The following is a 24,693-nucleotide window of genomic DNA, read 5'->3' as shown; positions in this document are numbered from 1 at the left end:
AAAAAAAAACGGAGTAAACCAATGAAAAGGCTTACTCCGTTTTTATTAAATGATGGAATGATAGATTGTTTAAATGATTGAATGTTCTGGTTGATCAGTTTCAACATTTAACTTGAAAACTATTTCTTCGGATCTAAAATGTTTTTAATTCTCACACTCAGATCGTCGTAATGCGCTTTCGTAATTGCATCACCTGCAGCAGAGCGAGCTTTAGTTGTAGCAGATAACGCTTTCAATTCAGCTCTAACCAATGGACGGATATCTGATAAGCTCACGTTGATTGGCGTTAAACCATAGCTGGCAGCATATTCTGCCGGAAAACCTGGAGGCAATTCTGATTCTGTCGTCATTAGATACCCTAAACGATCTACATAAGCCCGTTGCAGGTTACGTTTGAATGCATCGGCCCTACCTGCCGCAAAAACAGAAGTTTTAATATCCTTGAATAACTCAGGCAATGTATAAGCTTTTGCTGTTCCGTTTTTAGCTTCATTATCCAATAAACGAGCAATTCTTGGTGCCGCTAAAAGGTTAACCAAAGTATTGGCCTGGACTGCCTTAATTCTGTTCAGAAGTGTGCCATTATCAAATTTACTTAACTGATCGTTATTGATTAACCAAAGCGGCGTCGTAAACAATTGTTGGTTAAAGAACGAAACGGCCTCCCTTTGTTTTGCTTTTGATAAATAACTGTAAACCGGACCTGATTGATCGTAAGTTTTGAAGTTTTCGCTCATACCACCAACATTCGTCAGCACGTGGCCCATGTAACGGTTATACTGACCAACTATTTCAGTATAAATCTCTTTCAAATCGCTATAGTCCTTACCTTTTTGGTAAGTCCATTTTTCTACGTTCGGAAGAATACGTTTTAAGTTTGCGATACCATAGTTACTGGCTTTCATGGCATTATCTCCCAAATCTTCACTTTGTAAACGAGGATCTAAAGTAGTTCCCTGGCGGCCATAGAAATAAAGTGGATTACCCGCGTTTTTTAAAGTCCATTGGTTTAACACCTCTTTCTCCTGCTCTGCAGTTTTGTTGCCCGGAATCCATGAATAACCCCATTTGATTGACCATTTATCATACTCACCAATTTGTGGGTGAAGCTTCGTTACACCATCACCCGGTTGAGCGATATAATTGAAACGGGCATAATCCATAATTGAAGGTGCCGTTCCGTGGGTATCAGTAAAAGATTTTGAACGCAAAGAATCAACCGGATAAGCATAGCTGGAACCGAAGTTATGTGGCAAACCTAAAGTGTGGCCAATCTCGTGAGAGGAAACGAAACGAATCAATTCGCCCATTTGTGCATCCGTAAATTTAGCTTTACGCACTTCCGGGTTAACGGCAGCAGTTTGTACAAAATACCAGTTGCGCAACAAATTCATCACGTTGTGGTACCAGCCAATGTGTGTTTCTAAAATCTGACCCGTACGTGGATCACTTACATGTGGGCCGTAAGCGTTAGGAATATCAGAAGCAAAATAACGCACTACAGAATATCTTGAATCTTCTACACTAAACTGAGGATCTTCCTGAGGTGTTGGCGCCTGTTTGCCAAAAATAGCATTCTTGAAACCCGCAGCCTGGAACGCCACTTGCCAGTCGTTAATTCCCTGAATTAAAAATGGAACCCATTTTTTCGGCGTAGCCGGATCGATATAAATGATAATCGGTTTTACCGGTTCCACTAATTCGCCTCTCATGTAAGCAGCCGTATCTTTCGGAACTAAATTCCATCGGTGGATGTATGCCGTACGTTCTGCTTTTTGAGCATCTGTTCCATAATCAATCTGCGATTGACCGAAATAACCTACGCGGCTATCCATAATTCTCGCTTTTACGGGTGTTTTCGGCAACAATAACATTGAAGTATTAAATTCCAACGTCACTGCACCATTGCTGTTATCAGTAGGCGACTCGGCCGCACGATAAGTTTTTGCTGTTTTAACCTCGATGTTAATTGGAAAAGTCTTTACTGTATCGATGTAGGAACGTGTTGCATCATACGCAATTACTTTATAAGCCTTGCGGATTTGATCCGTTGCACCAATTGCCATGATATCGCCATTATAGAAATCGGTAACATCGATTACTACGCCGGTTGTATCTTTGTTGTACGCTTTAATTTCGAAACTTGCCAAAATCTGTGCAAGGTTTGAGTTTTGAACTGACTCGAACATATCACTTTTTGGATCTGCCTTGGTTGCATAACTTGGTACACGGATATAAACCTGTTTACCTCTTTTTTCCCATTTCCAAACCTGCTCGTTTAATTCCTCACCACCATATTGTTGATTACCTACTTTAATACCCACAGGTGCTTTTGCCAAGCGGGTAACCACCAACATCTCCCTGTTAATTATCGAATCTGGAATTTCAAAGTACCACTTATCATCAACTTTGTGAGTTTTGAACAAACCATTTGTAGTTCTTGCTTTGGCGGTAATAACTTCCGAAAATGGTTTAATTCCTTCTTTTTTTGCTGCTGCAGCAGGCGCTGCTGAAGGAGTTGCCGGGGTAGTTGAACCCTTTTTTGATTTTTTTTGTGCGTGTACTGAATCTGTTCCAGCCAAACCAAGCACCATAATACCCGCTAACGCAAGTACCTTAACTTGTTTCTTCATTTATAATGTTTATATGGTTTTTATGATAATAAGAGCCCGAAGTTATAGCCTTGTTACCTTATAAACATTTTGTAACCATAAAATTACCAATCAGTTAAATTCGCTTTTCGAGCCGAACCACTTTAAAAAAAACTTTATTGTCTCTCACCATCTCAAAAATAACGGTTCTATCTGCTTTTGATTTAAACATTTCCGATAAATCATTTAAAGTGTAGGTTTCTATAGATTTAAAATTTACGCCAATTATTTCATCATAAGGGCACAAACCCGCTTTTTCTGCCGGAGAGCCTTCATCAATTTCGCCCACAATTAACCGTTTATATTTATCCTGATCGAGGTAAATCACCATGCCAATCATATCATATTGAAAAGGCGCATTTGCATAACTATTTGGCTTCAGGTACATGAACTTTTCCTGATAGTTTAATTGTACATCAAATTTACGGAGCATTTCGGCTCCCAAATTGCCGTTGCGAAAGCTTAAATCGATTTTTTGTGATATGGAATTAAAATCGGGAAATCCTGAAACCACATCTTTAAAAGTATATTTACCTAAATGAAAAGCTTCCACCCGGCCAACATACCCTTTAATCTGTCCGCTTAAGCTCATCCCTAAATTGGCTTTAATTTTTTTCTCCGGAAGCGGAAAAGCTTCACCTTTTAACATTTCCATTGATAGTGCATGGCTAGCGCCGGTATCCATCAACAGCCTTGTGCCTACCTTATTGCCCCCATACATATCTACGTCTACATCTACATAGGGTTTTAAATTTTCAATAATGATCGGAATTTTATCGCCTCTATATTTAATCTTGCTATCTACATCACAAAAAATGATTCTGCTCTCGCTGTAGCGAATATCTACAATAAAACTATTGAAAAAACTATAGCCAATCAGGCCATAAATTTTAACGCCCAAATGCCCTGACAGATTAAACAAATCTTCTTTTAAAACGGCAGTAGGAATGTAGTTAATTTTTGCCCGGCCAATTTGTGCAGAAACATTCTGAGAAACGTAAGCATCAACCACTTCCAAACCAAGCCCTGAAAGTTTAATCTTACGCATCAAACTGAAATTTAATGTATCAATAATGGAAGGATCAGTGATAATCATCGGTCCGACACCGGTATCCAAAACAAAATTGTACGGTCCTCTCTCATTAACGTAAACCGGAATAATAATTAGATTTTTAACACATTTAAACTGGATAGACTGCTTTTGTTTTTTACCTGAAAAAGTGAACTCCTGCCCTACCGAATGTAAACCAATTAATAGCAGCCCCACACAAATGGTAATTTTGTGGATACTCAATTGGATAACAAAAGCATATTTGGTTAACATTAAATTAAATTTAATAAATTAGTTGATCATTATCATTTCTAATTCATTAACATGTTCCTTAATAAATTTCAGCTTCCATTCTTTGCCCTTTTCGTTATCGGATTATTCAGTTTATCCGGCTGCTCTACAAATAAGATGATTGCTAAAAAAGTATCGAAAGAATTTAAAAATTCAACGGTGATCAAACAATATCAGGTAGGTTTTGCGCTTTATAACATGGAAGATAAAAAGATGATTTTTGAGAAAGATGCAGAAAAGTATTTCACGCCGGCCTCAAACACCAAACTCTATACTTTTTTCGCCAGTTTAAAAATGTTGCCAGAGCAAATGCCAGCTTTAAAATATGTGGAACGTAATGATTCGCTAATTTTTTGGGGAACGGGAGATCCATCGTTTCTACAATTTGCGGTGAAAGATAAATCAGCTTATAATTTCCTCCAGGCATCAAATAAGAAATTGTTTTTTGCCCCCGGCAGATATTCAGGTACTTTTTTCGGTGATGGCTGGAGCTGGGATGATTACGATTACTATTATCAACCCGAAATTACCGAAATGCCAATTATGGATAACATGGTAACGTCGACCTACCTAGGGCCACGAAAAATTAACATTTCGCCAAAAGTTTTTGAGCACTGTTTTGAAGTTGATTCCAGCAAAACCAAAGGAAGCTTTCAGGTAACAAGAGATTTTTTAACTAACCATTTCAAATATCCATTGGTTGATGTAAAACCTGGCTATAACCAACAAAATCCATATAAAACCAGCATCCAAACCACAGTTGAAGTACTATCTGATACGCTTCATAAATCCGTTGGTGTGGTAAAAATGAAAATTCCTTCTAATGCTAAAACGCTTCCGGGCGCTAAACGCGATTCGGTTTTGAAACACATGATGTTGCCAAGCGATAATTTTATTGCTGAGCATTTGCTATTGGTTTGTTCCGACCAGCTGGGTGATACGTTGAGCACGACCAAAGCCATTCAGCACATCACCAAAACCTATCTTTCATTTTTGCCTGACAAGGTAAAGTGGGCAGATGGTTCGGGTTTATCTCGCCAGAATTTATTTACACCGAGGGATAATATTTACCTTTTGGATTCTATTTACCACCTGGTTAACAACCGCGAGAAATTATTTGATATGTTACCGGCAGGCGGGAAAAGTGGAACCTTAAGAAATGCTTACCCAAAAACTGATCAACCTTTTGTTTATGGTAAAACCGGCTCATTAGGTGGCGTTCACAATCAGAGTGGCTATGTGCTGACCAGAAAAGGCAAAACTTATATTTATTCTTTCATGAATAATAACTTTAACAAACCTACAGCAGAAGTTAGGGCTGAAATGGTTAGAATTATGACTTATATTCACGATAATTTTTAGTAACCAATAAGAAATCTCGTTAGCGATATTATGTAAACTTACTGTAACACCTAATCCTATGAAAAAAATCTACTTTTTGTTCACCGCGATTTTGGTAATTGGAATTTCTTCCTGTAAAAAAAACGATGGCATCACCGATCCACCTACGCCGGTTGAGCCACCGAAACCATATGTAGCAGACAATAGTTTCAAAGTTGTCGCCTACTTTCCGAGCTATCGCGATCCGAATGGCGTTGCCGATGCAAAATTTAAGATGATCACCCATCTGTTTTATGCTTTTTTAAATCCAAATACCGACGGTTCATTGGCTAATTTAGAACAGCCATCCCGCTTTGCGGCTGTAATGCAAAAAGCGAGGGCTAATGGTGTTAAAACAGGCATTTCAGTTTCGGGTACACGCAGTATTTTTGTTGAAATGGCGGCATCAGCATCAGCAAGAAAATTATTTATTAAAAATGTGCTGGGCTTCGCCCGAACCAATAATTTAGACGGTGTGGATATGGATTGGGAATATCCCAGTACAGCTGATGGTTCTGCAGACAATTATGTTTTATTGATGAAAGAACTATCTGATTCGCTGCACAAATACAATAAATTTTTAAGTGCCGCCATTACACCGGGGGTATACGCCGGCAGTATTCGTGATGGTTTAAAATCTGAAGTTTTTCCTTCAGTTGATTTTTTTAACATTATGGTTTACGATGGCATTGGCTGGGACAAAGATGAACCAATTCAACATGCTTCTTATAACATGGCAGTTGCCAGCCTAAATTATTGGATAGGTACCCGCGGCATGCCTAAACAGAAAGCTGTATTGGGAATTCCTGCATATGGTAAAAATGCGGCAAATGCATCGAAGGCGTACCGCGATTTCGTTGCAGCAAATGCCGATGTGAATCTGGATTATGCCACCATTGATGGCGTTCAATATTATTTTAATGGTATTTTAACCACGAAGAAAAAAGCTAAACTTGCAAAAGAAACGGCCAATGGAATCATGTTCTGGGAATTTTACCACGATGATAATGGCAGCAAATCAATCATCAGGGCGGCAAATGACGAGTTGGGCAGAAATTACAACTAACAAATGAACACCGATTTTAAATCGATTAATCAACCTTTTTCAAATACCGTTGTCGTTAATGGAAAAACTTACCTCTATTTTGGCGGAACAGCCTATTTAGGCATTCCTCAGAATGAGGCGTTTATTGATTTGTACCTCGAAGGCATAAAGAAATTTGGCCTAAATAATGGCACCAGCCGAAGCAATAATATTCAGCTAGGTATTTATGATGCAGCCGAACAAGAAGCGGCAAAAAGATTCTTAGCCGAAGATGCATTGATTACGTCAAGCGGTTATTTGGCAGCACAACTCACTGTTAAATTATTGTCCCCATTTGGAAAAGTGATCTATGCGCCCGCAACACATCCGGCGCTCTGGTTAAATGCAGCACCCGATACCTTCACTGATTCATTTAGCCAATGGAAACATCATACCATTGAAGCTATAAATTCATCGGAGGAGCGAAATTATGTGCTGATCAGCAACTCGATGAATAATCTTTTTCCTGAAATTTATGATTTCGATTTCCTGGAAGAAATTAACCCTGACAAAAACATTGTACTTATTGTTGATGACTCACACGGAATCGGCCTGAACAATAATGGATTAGGCGCCTTTAGCGAATTGCCTAAGCTCAAAAACGTAGAAACTGTTGTTGTGGCATCGATGGCTAAAGCATTAGGGGTTGATGCTGGCCTGGTATTGGGATCAAAAGAAATCATTCAACAGCTTAAAAGCTCAAACATTTTTGTCGGCGCTTCGCCGCCTGCAGCAGCAGCGCTCTATGCATTCATGCATGCAAAAGATTTATACCAAACCGCTTGGGAACAGTTACAGCAAAACATCGATCATTTCAGTGATGCAATTAATTTGACATGGAAGTTTGAACAGGGCTTTCCTGCTTATTTGATCAATTATCCAAATTTAGCTACAGATCTTTTGAAACATCATATTTTGATCTCATCCTTTCCTTACCCAAATGCAGACAGCAAGCCCATCAATCGGATTATTTTGAGCAGCTGGCATCAGCCGGAAGATATTGATCAATTGATCTCAGTGTTAAAATAAAATATTAGCAAATGAATAAATTAACACTATATTTATTTCCAGCTAACACTAACCAGGTAGTTTTGAGCCATTGTGTCAAACTATATCCAAAATATAATAGAAGGAGATCATTTGTCTTTTGAAATAGTTTTTAAACTATGGCACAGGAAAGTTTACGCTTATTTTTTCAAGAAAACAGCTTGCGCAAACCAGGCTGAAGAACTTACCCAATTGGCATTTATCAAGCTTTGGCGGTTTAAACATACCTTATCAGAAGATTTTCCGCTGGATGTACAGCTTTTTAAAATTGCCAAAAGCACTCTTCTTGATTATTTTAAAAAGATCGCAAACGATAACCGGAATCTTCAAATTTATCACCGTGACTTGCTTGAAACGTCGGCAGCAGAATCAAAACTTTACGAGGCAAAACAAGAACTGGATATGGTTTTGAGTTGTTTGCCTCCTACCAGGAAACAAGTTTTTGTGCTTAATCGCTTACATGGTTATTCATATAAAGAAATTGCAGAAAAACTTTCCATATCTCCGCGAACGGTAGAAAAACACATTTCTTTAGCTACAAAGCAACTTAGCGGATATGCCGGTATAGCCTATTTCTTTATCCTTTTGGGATTTTTGAAATAAATCAAATTTATTTTTTCTTCATTACGGGTTTTTGGTCAAATCAATCGTATTACTTAATATGAATGTTTCTGATCAACTGTTAGATAAATATTTCAAGAATAAATGTACACCTGAAGAAAAGCTGGTGGTGGAAAATTATTTGCGGGAAATTGAGGAGTTGCCAGATCATTTTGTGCAAAAAGAAGAGTGGGATGATGCAGAAGATTTCCCCATGTCGTACGAGCGAAGTGATTTAATGTTTGAGGCTATAAAAAACAAACATTGCGCAAAAAACACAAACACTTATGGCTTACCATTTGCTCAATCGCGGCGGCAGTTCTGGTGTTTCTAGGCATCGGTTTTTATGCCTCTCGAACGCCAGACTTTAAAGAAAAGGTTGCTAAGCTCATACCAAAGAAGGCCAGCAAAGTCAACCAGATCAGTTTTAAATCGATTAACAATTTCACTGATAAAATTCAAAAGTTTACCCTTCCTGATCAATCTACTGTTAAAATTTATCCTGGTGGAGAACTAACGTATGCTCTTCCTTTTGTAGCAGCAAAACGTGAGGTGTTTTTATCTGGCACCAGTTATTTTCATGTGCAGAAAGATAAAAAGCATCCTTTTGTGGTTTATGCAAAGGGTGTTTCTACAACCGCCTTAGGTACATCGTTTACTATAGTTGCCGATGAAAAAAGCAAAATCATCACCGTAAAACTCCATACCGGAAAAGTGTGGGTTAAAGATGTTGATTCAGCAGGGAGAAATTCAATGTTCAGCAAAATCCTGCTTCCAGGGAATGCTTTGGTGTTTAACAGGGTGGACAACAAATTGAATGTAGAAACCTTGAATCAGATTCACTCGGAGAAAGAAGTCAAATCAGAATTAATTTTTAGCCAGGCTCCGCTTGTAGCAGTATTTGTGAAACTAGAACAACATTACAAAACCAAAATTATATTCAATGCCGATGATCTTTCAGCAATGTCTTTTACCGGAACAGTAAACTTAAACCAAACTATAAACCAAATACTTACCGAGCTAACAGAACTAAACAAACTAACAAAGGAAAGAGTAGCAGAGGGTTACTTAATTAAAAGATAAAAACAAACAAACATTACCTGAAGAACTATGCTGCCATTAAACGTAGTATGGGGAATCTATTGCCTAAAACAAACAAATTAATCATTGTACTATGCTTAGAAACTTTACAAAACACTTGTTGCTTTGTTTGCTGATTGTATCAGTAACTGCAACGGCCTGGGCTCAAACATCAGAGATTACAGGGATTGTAAAAGATGAAACCGGCGCCCCGCTAATTGGTGCCTCCATCGTTTTACTTAATACCAAAACCAATGAGAAGAAAGGGATTATGGTCAATCCCGATGGAAAATTCCAAATTACCGGATTATCTGCAGGTGTACCCTACAATATTAGTGCTTCTTTTATTGGCTATACCACTAAAACCATTGAAAATTACTTACTTAAAGCCGGCGAACAAGCTACTTTGCTGATTCAGCTTAACCCGGCAGCATCATCTTTAACCGATGTTGTGGTGGTGGGTTATGGTAGTCAGAAAAAGAAAGACGTAACCACTGCAATTGCCAGTATTAAGGCTTCTGATTTAGAAAACCAGCCGATAAATAATGCCGCAGAAGCGATGGTCGGTAAAATGGCCGGTGTTCAGGTTTCGCAAGGATCAGGAACCCCTGGAGGTGCATTGTCAATTAAAGTACGCGGCGTTGGTACCATTACTGCCGGTTCGAATCCACTGTATGTAATCGATGGTGTTCCGATCTCGAATGATAACATCAATACCATTAACACCAATGACATTGCTTCCATTGAGGTTTTGAAAGATGCATCATCAGCTGCCATTTATGGTTCACGTGGATCAAATGGGGTGGTTTTGATTACCACCAAACAAGGTAAAACAGGGGTGGCCGCCATCAGCGTAAACAGTTACACCGGCTGGCAGAGCCTTGCGCACAAAATTGATATGATGGATGCCTATCAGTATGCACAAATGACTCTTGAATCAAGAAACAACACCTATGCTGATGCAATGGACGCGATTAACAGAAGAAACGCGGCAACAGGTTTACCACGCATTAATTACAACATTAATGATAGTAACGCACAGCGTTTGGTCAATTCTGGAAACAATACGAGTGCCGTGATACCAACGGAAATTCTTCCTTATTTAAATGGCCAGCAAGGTTTAACGAATACTGATTGGCAGGATGAAATTTTTAGAACAGCAAAAATTCAAAACCATTCAATTTCTGCCGCAGGCGGAAGCGAAACAATGAAATATTATGCTTCACTTGAATATTTTGATCAGGATGGTATCATTTTAAACAGTGGTTTTAAACGATACAGCGGCCGACTTAACCTGGATGGTAAAAAAGGAATTTTCAGATATGGTGTGAATATTACGCCATCTTTAATTAAAGAAAAAAGGTTAAATGCAAACGGTGCGTATAACGCGGGAAATGCCAATGGCTTAAACACCGGTGGTATTGTGGCGTCGGCACTACATTATTCACCACTTTGGCCGGTTTACAATGCCGATGGAAGCTACAGTTTTGCACAAAACTCTTGGAGCCCCGGACAAGTAACCACTTTGCCAAACGGTTCGACAATTACAGGTAATGGTGAAACACAGGCCTGGAACCCGGTTGCTTTGGCCATGTTGCAAAAAGACGATGTTGGCTCCAACAGATTAACAGGAAGTACCTTTGTGGAGGCTGAAATCATCAAAGATCTGAAATACAAAATTCAGTTGGGTGTCGATATTTTCAGCAGTGCGGAAGATACATTCAGACCATCAATTATTCCGTTATCAAATACAGCCGGAAATCCACTATCTGATGCACAGGCAAGTTCTAGAACAATAAGAGAAACCAACTGGTTATTAGAACATACTTTAAATTACACAAAAACTTTCGGCGATCATAATTTAAGCGCTTTATTAGGTTGGTCAAACCAGAAAGACGATCTGAGTGGAAATTATGCCGTAGCAACCAGAGGTTTTATCAGTGATCAGATTGAATACTTAAGTGCTGGTTTAGTTACGAATGGAACTTCAACCAGACAACAATGGTCTTTAGCTTCGGGTATTGCCAGGGTTCAGTACAGCTATAAAAGCAAATATTTATTCACCGGTTCGGTAAGGGCCGATGGATCTTCGAGGTTTGGGTCAAACAACAAATGGGGTTATTTCCCATCAGCTTCTGTGGGTTGGAGATTATCAGAAGAAGAATTCTTGAAAGATGCTAAAGCAATTTCTGATTTAAAAATCAGGGCGAGTTTAGGTCAAACCGGTAACTTTAATATTCCGAATTACCTTGCTCAAGGTGCCATGACCAATTATGGGTACATTTTCGGCGGTGGAACGCCAGGCGTTGTGAATGGTGCAGCTCCTTTTGCGCAGCCAAATGATGATTTAAGCTGGGAGAAAACAACCCAATTGAACGTTGGTTTCGATGCAGCATTCTTCAACAATAAATTAACTTTATCGGTTGATGCTTACAACAGTAACACCACTGATTTATTGCTAAACGTACCGGTGCCTTTAACCACAGGTTTCTCTACTGAATTGAAGAACATTGGTAAAGTAAATAACCGTGGTATCGATATTAACCTCGGTACGCAACAACAATTTGGAGCTGTAAAATGGACCGCAAGTGCCAACTTCTCTAAAAACAAAAATAAAGTTGTTGAGTTAGGACCTGGCAATGCCGATATTATCAGTACAGGTTCGGTTGCCAATGCGTACTTTTTAACCAGAGTTGGGGAGCCAATTGGATCATATTACCTACCTGTTGTTTTGGGGGTTTTTGCTAATCAGGCAGAAGTAAACGCTTATCCTCATTATTTGGATACTCAGGGTAATTATGATTTGAATACTTCGAAACCGGGTGATTTTAAATTTAAAGATGTTGATGGAGATGGCGTAATTGATTTGACCAAGGATCGCGAAATTGTTGGTAATTACCTGCCAAAATTCACTTATGGTTTTGCAACTTCTGCAGAATATAAAGGCATTGATTTGAATGTTTCGATGCAAGGTGTTTACGGAAACAAAATCCTTAATCTTTCCCGCAGGTATTTTGCCAACAAAGAAGGTAACATGAATAACATGATCAGCTCTTTGGATAGATGGGTTTCTGAAAGCAATCCGGGTAGCGGACAAGATGTGAGGGCAAATCGTGTAGCCAAAGGAAGTAACGGAACAACTTCAACCTGGCATGTAGAAGATGGTTCTTATTTACGTATCCGCAACATTGCATTAGGCTACACTTTCCCAACAGATTTAATCAAAAAGCTGTCTTTAAGCAAAGTGCGATTATATGTTTCTATGCAAAATCCATTTACGTTTACCAAATATACCGGTTACAATCCCGAAGTTACCAATCGCTCTGCCGCGACTACAAATGGTGAAGACTATGGCGTTTACCCAACGGCTAAAACAACTTCAATCGGTTTAAATATCACTTTATAAAATGAAGATCATGAATAAATATATCATACCAATCATAGCAGGCGGCTTAATTATTTCAGCTACATCCTGTAAAAAGTTTTTAGATTTAAAGCCTCTTGATTCGTACACTGAAAATACATTTTATGTGGATGAAAAAGGCTTACAAGGCGGCCTGGTTAGCTGTTATGATGCTTTGCAGACAGATAGTTTGTACGGAAACAACCTGCTTACCTTAGGCGAAATCCGGGGAGATAATGTTACCGACAACGATCCGGGATCCGGAGCTGGTGTCCGTAATTCCATTGAAGTGTTTTCAGAAACTTCAGCCAACAACATTTTGGCAGCATCCTGGCAAGGACATTATAAAGCGATTTACCGCAGCAATATCGTACTCGATAGAGCTCCGGGTATCAGTATGGCCGATGCAACAAAAAACCAGATCATTGGCCAGGCAAAATTTATACGTGCTTTAAGTTACTTTAATTTAACGCGTTTGTGGGGCAACGTTCCTTTGGTTTTAACGGTTCAAAAAACAGCTGAGGCCAGAGAGAATGTTCGGGCAACTTCTGCACAGGTCTACCAGCAAATCATCAACGATTTAACTGATGCAGTTAGTAAGTTACCTGTTTCATGGGCCGATGCGCAACGTGGAAGGGCAACTAGTTATGCCGCATCTGCATTATTGGCGAAGGTTTATTTATACCAAAAGAGATATGACCTAGTAGTTTCTACCTTACAGCCGCTTGCAACTGCTATTTACGCCGGCACGGTACTTTCTGTTGTTCCGCAAACCACAACCTTCCCAAGCGGCATGAAAACCAGTAAGGATGTTATTTTTGCTGTTCAATATTTAAATGGAGGAGTTAAAGAGGCTGTAAACCAGGATAACCGTTATAGAAATAATAACAATACCAACACCATCAGTATTCCTCAGGCTATTTTTGAAACTACAGATAACCGCAGGGCATTGGTAGCCACAACAGGTACAGGCGCTCGCCCAGGAAAGTTTAATAGCCCGGTTTCTAATTCAACTGAGATCAGTGGCGACTTTCCGATAATTCGTTGTGCGGATGTTTTGCTAATGTATGCTGAAGCATTAAATGAAGTTGCTTACGGAAACACGGAGGCATTTAGAGCATTGAATGCAGTACGGACCAATGCTGCAGCAACAAACAAAACGGCGGCAACCTTAACAACCCAGGCTGAATTTAGAACTGCAGTTTATTTGGAGCGCCGGTTAGAACTGGCGCTGGAAGCTGATCGGTGGTTTGATATTGTAAGGACTGGTCAAATGCCGACAATCTTTCCAGGCATCCCCGCTTTTAGAGCGATTTACCCGGTGCCACAAGCGGAGATTGATAACGTAAACAATAAATCTGGCTGGCAAAATACAGGATATTAAGCAAGCGCAAATTAAAACTTAACCGGTGTCGTTTAAAAGCGATACCGGTTTTCTTTTGCCCAATTTTAGCTTCGTTTAACAATATTTTTTTTAATCTTTACAAAATGAAACGACTGATTTTATTCTTTTCGCTAAGTTTTCTAATCTCAACAACAGCTTTTGCGCAAAACACCGAAGTTTGGGTAGTTCGCCACGCGGAGAAAGACAAAACAAACCCTGAAGATAAAGATCCAAATCTTTCTGATGAAGGAAGAATCAGAGCTGCCGATTTAGCAATCTATTTGAAGAAAGTAAAATTTGATGTGGGCTTTAGTACACCATACAAACGAACACACCAAACGCTAGATTCACTCATCATTCCTAAAGTAATTAACTACAAAGACCCAAAATCATTGGTTGATTCTGTGAAGAAAAATTACGTTGGTAAAACCATAATTGTTGCCGGCCACTCTAATACCGTACTAGAAATTATCGAGGCTTTTGGCGGAAAACGTCCAATGGAAATGCTTACCGATGATGATTACGATTATATTTTTCGATTGACGGTAAAAGATGATAAAGCGAAAGTGAAAAAGGATCAGTTTGGCAGACCACACCATCTTTAGTTGAGAATGTAAGCTAATTAACTCATCCTGTTGTATGAATGGCGATTATTCAAACCGATCAACTACATTATAGTTTTTCAAACGGAATATCCATCAAATCGTAACTTTGCCAGCCAGAAAAATCATAATGCCACCATTCATTATCAAGGACATTCATTTTATACTTTCTCATCGTGGCGATTAAAAATTCACGATTTTTTTTAACCTCCGGAGTTACGGGCTCATAGCTGGCGGCAGCCGCAGCAGAAAAACTATCGTACGGTGTTGCCATCGCTACTTCTTTTCCCGTTTTTAGATTAATCAATGTCAAATCAACTGCACAACCGCGATTGTGTTTAGAACCTTTTGCCGGATTAGCCACGAAATTCTTGTCGCTTGCTTTTTTGTAAAATTCTACGGTGATGGCATACGGTCGATAACCATCAAAAATCTTCAGTCCGTAGCCTTTTTTGTTTAATTCCTCTTGAATTTTTTTCAGTGATTCAACTACCGGACGGCGGGCAAACGCCCTAGCCTGTTTATACATCACCTGTTTCATAAAATTATTCTTCGTGGCGTAGCGAATATCCAGCTTGATATTTGGAATTTCCTTCTTAATTTCCACTAATTCATTATTTGGATTGGTTTTTACTGAAGCTAAATATTGGTTATAAGAGTTAATAACAACCAGTTTTGATGCTGAGTTGCTTTGTGCTAGCGCAGAAAAAGACAGGGATAGTAAGAATAGGAGAAATTTTATTTTCATCTTGGTGGATATTATAATTAGGTCGTCATTGCGAGGCACGAAGCAATCTATTTGCTTGTGAGATTGCTTCGTGCCTCGCGATGACGACTATATCGTTACTGATTTGAAACCACTAACAATTCCAAATCCTTAAATGGCAAATTAAACATATCAGCCAGATCTTTATTGGTACAGTTACCTTGATAAATATAAAGGGCTTCACGAATGCCCGGATTATTCCAAACCATATTCATCAAACCGCCAAATTCACCAATATCTAGTAAAATAGGCGCAAAAATATTGGTCAAAGCATACGATGCAGTGCGTGGAACACGAGATGCAATATTTGGCACACAATAATGTATTACATCGTATTTTCTAAAAATGGGGTTGGTATGATTGGTTACTTCTGAAGTTTCGAAGCAACCGCCCTGATCAATGCTCACATCAATCACCACTGAATGCGGTTTCATCCGGGCGACAGTCTCTTCCATCACCACACACGGGCTACGCCCATGGCTGGCACGAATGGCACCAATTACTACATCGCAGGTAACAATGGCTTTATTTAAAACGATGGGCTGCATTACTGAGGTAAAAACCCTACTCCCAAGGTTATTTTGTAAACGACGTAAACGATAAATGGAGCTATCAAAAACTTTTACTTCAGCACCCAGAGCCAAAGCGGTTCTGGCGGCGTACTCTCCTACTGTTCCGGCTCCTAAAATTACAATTTCTGTAGGCGGTACACCGGTGAAGCCACCTAACATTAAACCTTTTCCACCAGTCACATTACTTAAATATTCTGCCGCAATCAGAATCGATGTAGAACCTACAATTTCGCTCATTGCCCGCACCACACTTAGCACATTACCTTCATCACGCAGATTTTCAAAGCATAAAGCATTGATTTTTTTCTGCATCAAAGCTTTTAGATAATCTTGCTTCAATGTTCCGGTTTGAAGTGAAGAAATTAAGGTTTGGCCTTTATGCATCAATTCAATTTCTTCCAGCATTGGTGGTGCTATTTTTACCAGGATGTCTGAATCGAAAACCTCTTTTTTGTCATAAGCGATTTTAGCACCTTGCTCTGCATACTCTGAATCGGAAAAGTTAGCAGCTATTCCTGCACCACTTTCCAAAACCACTCTATGTCCGTTGTTTACCAATAATGCTACCGAAAGTGGGGTTAGCGCAATTCTATTTTCTTGAAATGAAATTTCTTTTGGTATTCCAATATTCAGGCTATTTTTCCTGTTTCTGGTTTCTAGTGTCGCCTCTTGAGTTTGCAATAAACCCTGGCGAGCAATGTCGGCCATTCCTTCGCGTAATCCTGTAGCCATGATGTTTAAAAATGTATTAGTTTTAGGTTGTTCAAGATAAGGAAATTCTGTTAATTAATTGAAAACTAATTGTTACACCTTCGATAAGCTGAAAATTCTTTCGTTCCCCTCGCTCACAGAAATTTCAACTTTTACATAATGATCAGGCAATAACTCTGCCACTCTTTCAGGCCACTCAATCAGGCAAATCCCGCTACCATAAAAGTATTCTTCATAACCCAAATCATAAGCTTCCTGGATGTCTTTAATCCGATAGAAATCGAAATGAAAAACTGGTCCGTTTTGGCTTTCATATTCATTTACGATAGAATATGTAGGACTCGAAACTACATCTTCTACACCGAGTGTTTTACAAAAGCTTTTAATGAATGTGGTTTTTCCGGCACCCATTTCTCCTTCAAAAATGAATATCTTTTCTTTCGAGGCAAATTCAAGAAGCTCACTGGCAACCTGAGGTAAATCGGATAAATCTTTTACTGCTATTTCCATGGTAAAAAAATAAAGGCAAAAGTAATACATAATTGCATTGCTTTTGCCTTTTCACTCCCCTTCAGGAGCCAAACATTATCGTGGCGAATAAGTTACCACAGGAATGATCATTTCTTCAAGAGAAATTCCACCATGCTGAAACGTTTCGTTATAATAGTTTACAAACTGGTTATAGTTGTTCGGATAAACGAAATAACTATCCTCACGGGCAAAAATATAGCTGCTGCTGATATTAATTTTAGGCAATAAAGCGTCGTGAGGGTTTTTAATCAGAAACACCTCTTTCGCATTGAAGTTTAGATTTCTTCCCTGTTTATACCTCAGGTTAGTATTTGTTGCCCGGTCTCCAATAACTTTAACGGGTTTCTTCACCCGAATGGTTCCATGATCGGTGGTGATGATTACTTTCACCTGTTTTTGCGCAATTTTCTTTAATAAATCCCAAAGCGGTGAATGCTCAAACCATGATAAGGTTAAAGAGCGGTAAGCTGCATCGTCATTCGCCAGTTCCCGGATCATTTGCATATCGGTACGGGCGTGGCTCAGCATATCTACAAAGTTGAAAACAATCGCATTGAAATCGTTCTGCAATAAATTATTGGTTTGTTCAACCAAATCTTTCCCCTGCTCAAAAGTTAAAATTTTATTGTAGCTAAATTTGCAATCTTTTCTCAAGCTCCGCTTGATGTTATCTGCCAGAAACGCTTCCTCGTGCATATTTTTCCCGCCTTCATCATCATCATTTTGCCATAGTTGAGGGAAACGCTTTTCCATATCTAAAGGCATCAATCCAGAAAAAATAGCATTACGGGCGTACTGCGTTGCCGTTGGAAGAATACTGGTGTACATATCTTCCTCGTCTATCCTAAAATATTCAGAAATTAAAGGATTAATAATTTTCCACTGATCATACCGCAAATTATCAATCAGGATGAAAAAAACCGGTGTCGTATCATTTATATGCGGAAAAGCTTTTTTCTTTAACAGCTCATTTGATAACAATGGTGATTTATCTTTATTCTGTACCCAATCAAGATAATTTTCTTCTATAAATTTTGAAAACTGCGTATTGGCTTCCTGTTTCTGCATGGTTAAAATTTCATGCATTTGAGGATCATCCAGTTTTTCTAACTCTAACTCCCAGAAAACAATTTTTTTGTATACCTCAATCCATTCTTCATAATTCAACCGATCGCTTAACGTCATGCCTAAACGACGGAAATCTTGCTGATAAGCCATTGAGGTTTTTTCACTTACTAAACGTTTGTTATCGATTAACTTTTTAATGGTTAGCAAAACCTGTTTCGGGTTAACCGGCTTGATTAAATAATCGTCAATTTTACTTCCAATAGCATCTTCCATCAGGTTTTCTTCCTCACTTTTGGTAATTAATACTACGGGTACATCGGGGTTTAGGTTTTTAATGGCAGATAGTGTTTCAATTCCACTCATGCCTGGCATGTTTTCATCTAAAAAAACAAGGTCGAAATGTGCTTTTCCAAATGCTTCGAGGGCATCGTTTCCATTGGTGAAAGTAGTTACATCATAACCTTTATCATTCAACAATAATATATGAGGTTTTAATAAGTCGATTTCGTCATCGGCCCACAATATTTTAGTTTCTTGCATGTTTTTGTAAAAATAGGTATGTAATGCCTTTTTATTTCGGCGGGTAAATCAATCTATAAATAAAAATAGCAATTTTTGTACCGTATCTAGCTATTTAACTATTTTTAACGATTGAATAAGAAGAAAATAATCAATGATCCCGTTTACGGATTTATAAGTATTCCATCCGAATTGGTTTACGATGTTATTTCACATCCGTATTTCCAACGTTTGCGCTACATCAAACAACTGGGAATGACTCACCTGGTTTACCCGGGGGCTTTACATACGCGATTTCACCATGCACTGGGTGCGATGCATTTAATGAGTTTGGCAATTGAAGTACTAAGAAGTAAAGGCCATATCATTACCGAAGGTGAAGAGGAAGCTGCCACACTGGCTATTTTACTACACGATATTGGGCATGGTCCGTTTTCGCATGCCCTGGAACATTCATTGGTTACAGGCATTAAACATGAAGATATTTCATCCAAGCTGATGCAAGATCTGAATGATCATTTCGATGGAAAGTTAAGCCATGCCATTGAAGTTTTTAATGGTACTTATCCAAAAAGATTTCTTCACCAATTAATTTCTGGCCAGCTTGATTTAGACCGCATGGATTATCTGAATCGTGATAGTTTCTTTACCGGTGTAAGTGAAGGTGTCATCAGTTTCGACCGGATTATCAAAATGTTTAACGTTTTTGATGATGATTTGGTTATCGAAGAAAAGGGTATTTATTCTATCGAGAAATTTTTAATCGCCCGCCGTTTAATGTATTGGCAGGTTTACCTGCATAAAACAGTAATTTCTGGCGAAATGATTTTGGTGAAGCTGCTGGAACGAGCGAAAGAGTTAGCTGCAGCTGGCCAAGATCTATTTGCCTCGCCATCCTTAAATTACTTTTTAAAAAATGATATCAGTGAAACCAACTTTTTCGAACAACATGAAAATCTGGAGCATTTTACCAATCTCGATGATCAGGATATTTACGCCGCAGTAAAAGTTTGGGTAAAACACCCTGATAAAATCTTATCCAAACTTTGCCAAATGCTTACCGCCCGAAATTTATATAAGGTAGAAATGGGAAATGAGATGGCACTAAAGGATCGCGTTGATTTTCTGAAAAATGCGACAATAGATTTACTGAATATTAAACCAGAAGAAGCCCGGTACTTTGTTTTTACCGATGCCATTCAAAACAGGGCTTACAATGCTGGTGTTGGAAATATTAAAATTTTGATGAAAAATAACGATATTGTTGATATCGCTAAAGCTTCAGATCTGTCCAACCTGGAGTCGCTGCAGAAAACGGTTGAAAAATATATTCTTTGCTACCCGCGGGGGATTTAAGATTAATTAACAAAATATTTAACTTTTACTGCCGTTTTAAGTCTTACTATTGTGTAAAATATACACAGTTTAACCTTTACAGGTTTTTTTGTTCATATCAATTTAACATATACCTTTGTACGATGCAATTTACTGCAAAGCAGATAAGCGAGTTTTTAAACGGTTCCATTGATGGTAACCCTGATGTAGCCGTTACCGAACTTTCTAAAATAGAAGATGGTAAAGAAGGCTCATTGTCTTTTCTTTCAAATCCTAAGTATGAAAACTTCTTGTATTCTACTCAGGCTTCTGTAGTCATCGTTTCAAAAGATTTTGCTCCAACGCAGCCTTATACCAGTACATTAATACGTGTAGATAATCCGTATAGCTCATTTACAATTCTGTTAGATAAATACAACGAAGCTGTAAATGCACAGGCGGCTCAATCTGGAATTGATAAATTGGCCTTTGTTCATCCTTCAGCAAAAATTGGTAAAGATGTTTTTATTGATGCTTTTGCTTACGTTTCAGAAAATGTTGTTATTGCCGATGGATGTAAGTTAAATGCACAAACCTTTATTGGCGCAAACTCAAAAATTGGCGCAAACAGCACCTTTTTTCCTGGTGTAAAAATCTATCATAATTCCGTTATCGGCAATCGGGTGATTATTCATGCAAATACGGTAATTGGAAGTGATGGTTTTGGTTTCGCTCCGCAAAAAGACGGTACGTACAACAAAATTCCACAAATTGGAAATGTAGTGATTGAGGATGATGTGGAAATTGGTGCGAATACTACTGTCGACCGTGCAACCATGGGCTCAACAATTGTAAAAAAAGGGGCAAAAATTGATAACCTCATTCAAATTGCTCATAATGTTGAAATCGGGGAAAACACTGTTTTAGCTGCGCAATCTGGTATTTCCGGAAGCACTAAAATTGGCCCTAACAGTGTTGTTGGCGGTCAGGTTGGCATTGCTGGTCACCTTACCTTAGCAAAAGGCACTCAAATTGGCGCACAAGCCGGAATCAATTTTAATATCACCGAAGAAAATAAACAATGGCATGGCAGCCCTGCGCAACCTTTGCGCAACTGGATGCGTGCTTCTGTAATTTTTAAGCATTTGCCAGAAGTTGAAAAAAGAATTAACGCCTTAGAAGAAGAATTGAAAAGGCTTACTGCCGAATTGGAAAAGAATACAATACACAATGAACGTTAGACAAAAAACGATTAAAAAAGAAATATCAGCAGCGGGTGTTGGTTTACATACCGGCGCTAATGTTACCCTTACATTTTGCCCTGCGCCTGAAAATCACGGTTTTAAATTTCAACGTATTGATTTAGAAGGACACCCGATCATTGATGCGGATGCCGACAATGTAACCGATACTTCCCGTGGAACAACCATTACTCAAAATGGCGCAAGCGTTAGCACTGTTGAACATGTAATGGCCTCGTTAATTGGTATGGACTTAGACAACGTTTTAATTAAACTTGATGGTCCGGAAACACCGATTATGGATGGCAGTTCTATCCAGTTTATTGATTTATTGGAAGAAGCAGGATCGATTGAGCAAAACGCAGATCGTGAATACTTTACCATTCCACATAATATTACCTATACAGAAGAAGACAGAAAGGTAGAAATCGTGGCCATGCCATTAGATGATTACCGTTTTACCTGTATGATTGATTATAATTCTCCGGTTTTAGGTAGCCAGCATGCGGGCATCAATACCATTGCTGAGTTTAAAAAAGAAATTGCTTCTTGCCGTACTTTCTGTTTTTTACATGAGCTAGAATATCAACTTTCGCACAATTTAATTAAAGGTGGCGATTTAAATAACGCTATTGTTATTGTGGATAAGGAAGTTACAAAAGATGAGTTGAGCCATCTTGCCAAATTATTTAATCGTGCTGATATCGATGTAGCGCCTCAGGGAATTTTAAATAATATGGAGTTGCGTTATCAAAACGAACCAGCCCGTCATAAGTTATTGGATATGATTGGCGATTTGGCTTTGGTAGGGATGCACCTGAAAGGTCATATTATGGCTGCTCGTCCAGGCCATGCTGCTAACGTTGCTTTTGCCAAAAAAATTAAAGCCGCGATTAAAAAAGAGAAAAATAAAAAAATACAAAAAGTGTACGATCCAAGCGCTAAGCCATTATACGACGTTGTTCAGATTATGGACATTTTGCCTCATCGTCAACCATTTTTGTTTGTAGATAAAATTTTAGAACTTTCGAAAAACCACGTTGTGGGCGTTAAAAACGTAACCATGAACGAAGAGTTTTTTAAAGGCCATTTTCCTGGTGCACCAGTATTTCCTGGTGTAATTCAAATTGAGGCCATGGCACAGGTGGGTGGCATTTTAGTTTTAAGTACTGTTCCCGACCCAAGCAATTACCTCACCTATTTCTTAAAGATAGACAATGTTCGTTTCAGGGCTCAGGTTCTTCCAGGCGATACTATTGTTTTCCGCTGCGACTTACTTGAACCGATCAGACGAGGAATTGCTCAAATGAAGGGTGTGGGTATGGTTGGCGAGAAAATCGTTGTCGAAGCCGAAATGATGGCCCAAATTTCAAAAGTTAAACAACCAGAACCTGCCCAATAATGATACAACCTTTAGCATACATACACCCACAGGCAAAAATTGCCGAAAACGTAGTGATTGAACCTTTTGTAGTGATACATAAAGATGTTGTAATTGGTGAAGGAACCTGGATCGGATCAAACGTAACCATCATGGATGGTGCCCGTATCGGTAAGAATTGCCGGATTTTCCCTGGCGCAGTAATTTCAGGAGAACCTCAGGATTTAAAATTCGCAGGTGAAGTTACGACTGCCGAAATTGGCGATAATACCACCATTCGCGAATGCGTAACCATTAACCGTGGCACGAAAGATAAATGGAAAACAGTTATTGGCAGTAATTGCTTAATACAGGCTTATTCACACATCGCTCACGATTGTGAAGTAGGAAATAACTGTATTTTCTCAAACAGTACTACTTTGGCTGGTCACATCACTATTGGTAACAATGTTGTTTTGGCTGGTTTAGTGGCTATTCATCAATTTGTAAAAGTAGGTTCTTATGCTTTCGTAACCGGTGGTTCATTGGTTCGTAAAGATGTGCCACCTTATGTTAAAGCTGCCCGCGAGCCGCTTTCTTACGCCGGAATTAACTCGGTAGGCTTGCGCAGAAGAGGTTTTACCAATGAGCAAATTGACGAAATTCAGGAAATTTACCGTGTACTTTTCGTTAAACACAATAACGTTACCAAAGCTTTAGACATGATTGAGGCTGAATTCAAACCAACAGAAATTCGTGATGAAATCGTAGATTTTATTCGAAATTCTAACCGTGGCGTGATGAAGGGTTTCGGGATGGGCAGTTAAACTCAAAGCAAAAAACACAGAAGCTTATAGCGATATCCATGAGTGATTTAAAGCTAATCAGAACCCATTCAGCACATACTGATTTCATGCAGTTAGTGGCTTTGTTGGATCAGGAATTAGCAGTTAGAGATGGCGATGAACACAGCTTTTATGCTCAATTTAATAAGGTTGATGCCATAAAAGAGGTTATTGTTGCTTACCAAAATGAAATTCCTGTTGCTTGTGGAGCAATTAAAGCGTTTTCAAAAACCGCAGCTGAAGTTAAACGGATGTTCGTTCATCCTGATTACAGAAATCAAGGTATTGCTATTAAAATTTTAGCTGAGCTGGAGCAGTGGGCCAAAGAATTAGGATATAGTGAATGTGTGTTAGAAACCGGTAAGAAACAGCCCGAGGCAATTGCTTTATATCAAAAGGTTGGTTATCAAGTTACGCCAAATTATGGCCAATACGTCGGTGTAGACAATAGTGTTTGCATGGCCAAACCACTTTCCAATCTCCTGCCGGATAATAATTCTTGAAACTGAATAAATGAAGATCGCTTTAAACAATGTTGGCCGAAGATTTAACAAGGAATGGATTTTCCGAAACATGAGCACCGAGTTTAGTTCAGGCAACAGTTATGCGATTTTGGGGCCGAATGGTTCAGGCAAGTCTACTTTACTAAGTATTTTAACCGGAAGTTTAACCCCTTCAGAAGGCGATATTTCGTTTGCTGGTGGCTCAGATATTCCGGTTGAAGATATTTATAAATACATCAGTTTAGCCGCACCATATTTAGAGTTGGTAGAAACTTTTACCTTAAAAGAGATTATCAATTTCCATTTCAAATTTAAGAATTTTGCCGCTGGTGTCGATGCGCAATCGCTAATTGGAATTCTCGACCTTGAAAAATCAGCAAACAAAGAAATTAAATACTTTTCATCTGGAATGAAACAAAGAACTAAACTTGCATTGGCTTGTTGTTCCGATTCTCCAATTTTATTTTTAGATGAACCTACCAGCAATTTAGACGTTCAGGGAATAGACTGGTATCATGAATTGATCGAAAATTTTGCAAAAGATCGGTTGACAATAATTGGTTCTAATCAAATCCACGAATACGATTTTTGTCAAAATCACCTACAAATAGCTGATTTCAAATAGCTTAACACCTGATTTCGAGGCTAGAAGACTGATTGATTTGTCATCAATTTGTATTATAATTGTTT

21 protein-coding genes are annotated in these 24,693 nt (G+C 38.7%); 15 read left to right on the top strand and 6 right to left on the bottom strand.

Annotation, left to right across the window (positions count from 1 at the left end; genetic code table 11):
- Positions 1 to 119: 119 nt before the first annotated feature.
- Both ON09_RS00955 and ON09_RS00950 read right to left on the bottom strand, forming a co-directional pair.
- Positions 120 to 2,633: a zinc-dependent metalloprotease gene (locus ON09_RS00955; RefSeq protein ID WP_010599193.1), complete on the bottom strand. Its 2,514-nt coding sequence runs from the start codon at positions 2,631 to 2,633 to the stop codon at positions 120 to 122.
- Positions 2,634 to 2,727: 94 nt separating this feature from the next.
- On the bottom strand, positions 2,728 to 3,975 hold the full coding sequence (locus tag ON09_RS00950; RefSeq protein ID WP_010599192.1) for a pepsin/retropepsin-like aspartic protease family protein: 1,248 nt from the start codon (positions 3,973 to 3,975) through the stop codon (positions 2,728 to 2,730).
- A 51-nt stretch (positions 3,976 to 4,026) separates the two neighbouring features.
- Here ON09_RS00950 and ON09_RS00945 point away from each other — a divergent pair, with 51 nt between their 5' ends.
- The 9 genes from ON09_RS00945 (at position 4,027) to ON09_RS00905 (ending at position 14,576) form a co-directional block, all read left to right on the top strand.
- Positions 4,027 to 5,355, top strand: a complete 1,329-nt coding sequence (locus ON09_RS00945) for a D-alanyl-D-alanine carboxypeptidase (protein ID WP_010599191.1) — start codon at positions 4,027 to 4,029, stop codon at positions 5,353 to 5,355.
- Between the two features lie 58 nt (positions 5,356 to 5,413).
- Positions 5,414 to 6,439 (top strand): glycosyl hydrolase family 18 protein, encoded by a 1,026-nt coding sequence (locus ON09_RS00940; RefSeq protein WP_010599190.1) that lies wholly within the window; start codon positions 5,414 to 5,416, stop codon positions 6,437 to 6,439.
- Between the two features lie 3 nt (positions 6,440 to 6,442).
- Positions 6,443 to 7,486 (top strand): aminotransferase class I/II-fold pyridoxal phosphate-dependent enzyme, encoded by a 1,044-nt coding sequence (locus tag ON09_RS00935; protein WP_010599189.1) that lies wholly within the window; start codon positions 6,443 to 6,445, stop codon positions 7,484 to 7,486.
- Between the two features lie 111 nt (positions 7,487 to 7,597).
- The gene (locus tag ON09_RS00930) at positions 7,598 to 8,107 is read left to right on the top strand and encodes an RNA polymerase sigma factor (RefSeq protein WP_010599188.1); all 510 of its coding nucleotides are present in this window, start codon (positions 7,598 to 7,600) and stop codon (positions 8,105 to 8,107) included.
- A 58-nt stretch (positions 8,108 to 8,165) separates the two neighbouring features.
- Positions 8,166 to 8,438, top strand: coding sequence for a hypothetical protein (locus tag ON09_RS25040; RefSeq protein ID WP_010599187.1), 273 nt, complete (start codon positions 8,166 to 8,168; stop codon positions 8,436 to 8,438).
- Positions 8,369 to 9,187, top strand: a complete 819-nt coding sequence (locus tag ON09_RS00920) for a FecR family protein (protein ID WP_083837927.1) — start codon at positions 8,369 to 8,371, stop codon at positions 9,185 to 9,187. The genes ON09_RS25040 and ON09_RS00920 overlap by 70 nt, the downstream gene beginning before the upstream one ends.
- 91 nt (positions 9,188 to 9,278) lie before the next feature.
- Positions 9,279 to 12,590, top strand: coding sequence for a SusC/RagA family TonB-linked outer membrane protein (locus ON09_RS00915; protein WP_010599185.1), 3,312 nt, complete (start codon positions 9,279 to 9,281; stop codon positions 12,588 to 12,590).
- Positions 12,591 to 12,600: 10 nt separating this feature from the next.
- Complete coding sequence (locus ON09_RS00910) at positions 12,601 to 13,971, top strand: RagB/SusD family nutrient uptake outer membrane protein (RefSeq protein ID WP_010599184.1); 1,371 nt, start codon at positions 12,601 to 12,603, stop codon at positions 13,969 to 13,971.
- A 104-nt stretch (positions 13,972 to 14,075) separates the two neighbouring features.
- Entirely contained in the window at positions 14,076 to 14,576 is a 501-nt protein-coding gene (locus tag ON09_RS00905) for a SixA phosphatase family protein (RefSeq protein ID WP_010599183.1), read from the top strand.
- 67 nt (positions 14,577 to 14,643) lie between these two features.
- On the opposite strand, the gene ON09_RS00900 is transcribed toward ON09_RS00905, so the two are convergent.
- The 4 genes from ON09_RS00900 to porX all read right to left on the bottom strand — a co-directional run bounded on the left by ON09_RS00900 (position 14,644) and on the right by porX (position 18,761).
- Entirely contained in the window at positions 14,644 to 15,321 is a 678-nt protein-coding gene (locus ON09_RS00900) for a M15 family metallopeptidase (protein ID WP_010599182.1), read from the bottom strand.
- Positions 15,322 to 15,416: 95 nt separating this feature from the next.
- Entirely contained in the window at positions 15,417 to 16,643 is a 1,227-nt protein-coding gene (locus ON09_RS00895) for an alanine dehydrogenase (protein WP_010599181.1), read from the bottom strand.
- 72 nt (positions 16,644 to 16,715) lie between these two features.
- Positions 16,716 to 17,132 carry a tRNA (adenosine(37)-N6)-threonylcarbamoyltransferase complex ATPase subunit type 1 TsaE gene (gene tsaE, locus ON09_RS00890; protein ID WP_039841704.1) on the bottom strand — a complete coding sequence of 139 codons (417 nt, stop codon included), beginning with the start codon at positions 17,130 to 17,132 and terminating at the stop codon, positions 16,716 to 16,718.
- Between the two features lie 75 nt (positions 17,133 to 17,207).
- Entirely contained in the window at positions 17,208 to 18,761 is a 1,554-nt protein-coding gene (porX, locus tag ON09_RS00885; protein ID WP_010599179.1) for a T9SS response regulator signal transducer PorX, read from the bottom strand.
- Positions 18,762 to 18,872: 111 nt separating this feature from the next.
- On the opposite strand from porX, the gene ON09_RS00880 reads away from it, so the two are divergent.
- From ON09_RS00880 to ON09_RS00855, 6 genes are all read left to right on the top strand, one after another.
- On the top strand, positions 18,873 to 20,096 hold the full coding sequence (locus ON09_RS00880) for an HD domain-containing protein (protein WP_029204021.1): 1,224 nt from the start codon (positions 18,873 to 18,875) through the stop codon (positions 20,094 to 20,096).
- 122 nt (positions 20,097 to 20,218) lie between these two features.
- Complete coding sequence (gene lpxD, locus ON09_RS00875; protein WP_010599177.1) at positions 20,219 to 21,295, top strand: UDP-3-O-(3-hydroxymyristoyl)glucosamine N-acyltransferase; 1,077 nt, start codon at positions 20,219 to 20,221, stop codon at positions 21,293 to 21,295.
- Positions 21,285 to 22,697, top strand: coding sequence for a bifunctional UDP-3-O-[3-hydroxymyristoyl] N-acetylglucosamine deacetylase/3-hydroxyacyl-ACP dehydratase (locus ON09_RS00870; RefSeq protein ID WP_010599176.1), 1,413 nt, complete (start codon positions 21,285 to 21,287; stop codon positions 22,695 to 22,697). Before lpxD ends, ON09_RS00870 begins: the two co-directional genes overlap by 11 nt.
- Positions 22,697 to 23,482: an acyl-ACP--UDP-N-acetylglucosamine O-acyltransferase gene (lpxA, locus tag ON09_RS00865; protein WP_010599175.1), complete on the top strand. Its 786-nt coding sequence runs from the start codon at positions 22,697 to 22,699 to the stop codon at positions 23,480 to 23,482. Before ON09_RS00870 ends, lpxA begins: the two co-directional genes overlap by 1 nt.
- A gap of 38 nt (positions 23,483 to 23,520) precedes the next feature.
- Positions 23,521 to 24,003 carry a GNAT family N-acetyltransferase gene (locus ON09_RS00860; RefSeq protein ID WP_010599174.1) on the top strand — a complete coding sequence of 161 codons (483 nt, stop codon included), beginning with the start codon at positions 23,521 to 23,523 and terminating at the stop codon, positions 24,001 to 24,003.
- Between the two features lie 10 nt (positions 24,004 to 24,013).
- Positions 24,014 to 24,628: an ABC transporter ATP-binding protein gene (locus tag ON09_RS00855; protein ID WP_010599173.1), complete on the top strand. Its 615-nt coding sequence runs from the start codon at positions 24,014 to 24,016 to the stop codon at positions 24,626 to 24,628.
- The last annotated feature ends 65 nt before the right edge of the window (positions 24,629 to 24,693 follow it).

It is taken from the genome of Pedobacter agri PB92 (assembly GCF_000258495.1).
Lineage (GTDB): Bacteria > Bacteroidota > Bacteroidia > Sphingobacteriales > Sphingobacteriaceae > Pedobacter > Pedobacter agri.
The sequence above is the reverse complement of the archived record's forward strand: the minus strand, read 5'-3'. Positions and strand labels throughout refer to the sequence as shown.

Excerpts from the sequence above, each read along its gene's own strand:
- ON09_RS00945 (WP_010599191.1), top strand. The coding sequence starts at position 4,027 with ATGTTCCTTAATAAATTTCAGCTTCCATTCTTTGCCCTTTTCGTTATC.
- ON09_RS25040 (WP_010599187.1), top strand. The coding sequence starts at position 8,166 with ATGAATGTTTCTGATCAACTGTTAGATAAATATTTCAAGAATAAATGT.
- lpxA (WP_010599175.1), top strand. The coding sequence starts at position 22,697 with ATGATACAACCTTTAGCATACATACACCCACAGGCAAAAATTGCCGAA.
- ON09_RS00915 (WP_010599185.1), top strand. The coding sequence starts at position 9,279 with ATGCTTAGAAACTTTACAAAACACTTGTTGCTTTGTTTGCTGATTGTA.
- ON09_RS00950 (WP_010599192.1), bottom strand. The coding sequence starts at position 3,975 with ATGTTAACCAAATATGCTTTTGTTATCCAATTGAGTATCCACAAAATT.
- ON09_RS00855 (WP_010599173.1), top strand. The coding sequence starts at position 24,014 with ATGAAGATCGCTTTAAACAATGTTGGCCGAAGATTTAACAAGGAATGG.
- ON09_RS00900 (WP_010599182.1), bottom strand. The coding sequence starts at position 15,321 with ATGAAAATAAAATTTCTCCTATTCTTACTATCCCTGTCTTTTTCTGCG.
- ON09_RS00895 (WP_010599181.1), bottom strand. The coding sequence starts at position 16,643 with ATGGCTACAGGATTACGCGAAGGAATGGCCGACATTGCTCGCCAGGGT.
- ON09_RS00955 (WP_010599193.1), bottom strand. The coding sequence starts at position 2,633 with ATGAAGAAACAAGTTAAGGTACTTGCGTTAGCGGGTATTATGGTGCTT.
- ON09_RS00905 (WP_010599183.1), top strand. The coding sequence starts at position 14,076 with ATGAAACGACTGATTTTATTCTTTTCGCTAAGTTTTCTAATCTCAACA.
- ON09_RS00910 (WP_010599184.1), top strand. The coding sequence starts at position 12,601 with ATGAATAAATATATCATACCAATCATAGCAGGCGGCTTAATTATTTCA.
- ON09_RS00940 (WP_010599190.1), top strand. The coding sequence starts at position 5,414 with ATGAAAAAAATCTACTTTTTGTTCACCGCGATTTTGGTAATTGGAATT.
- porX (WP_010599179.1), bottom strand. The coding sequence starts at position 18,761 with ATGCAAGAAACTAAAATATTGTGGGCCGATGACGAAATCGACTTATTA.
- ON09_RS00935 (WP_010599189.1), top strand. The coding sequence starts at position 6,443 with ATGAACACCGATTTTAAATCGATTAATCAACCTTTTTCAAATACCGTT.
- lpxD (WP_010599177.1), top strand. The coding sequence starts at position 20,219 with ATGCAATTTACTGCAAAGCAGATAAGCGAGTTTTTAAACGGTTCCATT.
- tsaE (WP_039841704.1), bottom strand. The coding sequence starts at position 17,132 with ATGGAAATAGCAGTAAAAGATTTATCCGATTTACCTCAGGTTGCCAGT.
- ON09_RS00860 (WP_010599174.1), top strand. The coding sequence starts at position 23,521 with ATGAGTGATTTAAAGCTAATCAGAACCCATTCAGCACATACTGATTTC.
- ON09_RS00870 (WP_010599176.1), top strand. The coding sequence starts at position 21,285 with ATGAACGTTAGACAAAAAACGATTAAAAAAGAAATATCAGCAGCGGGT.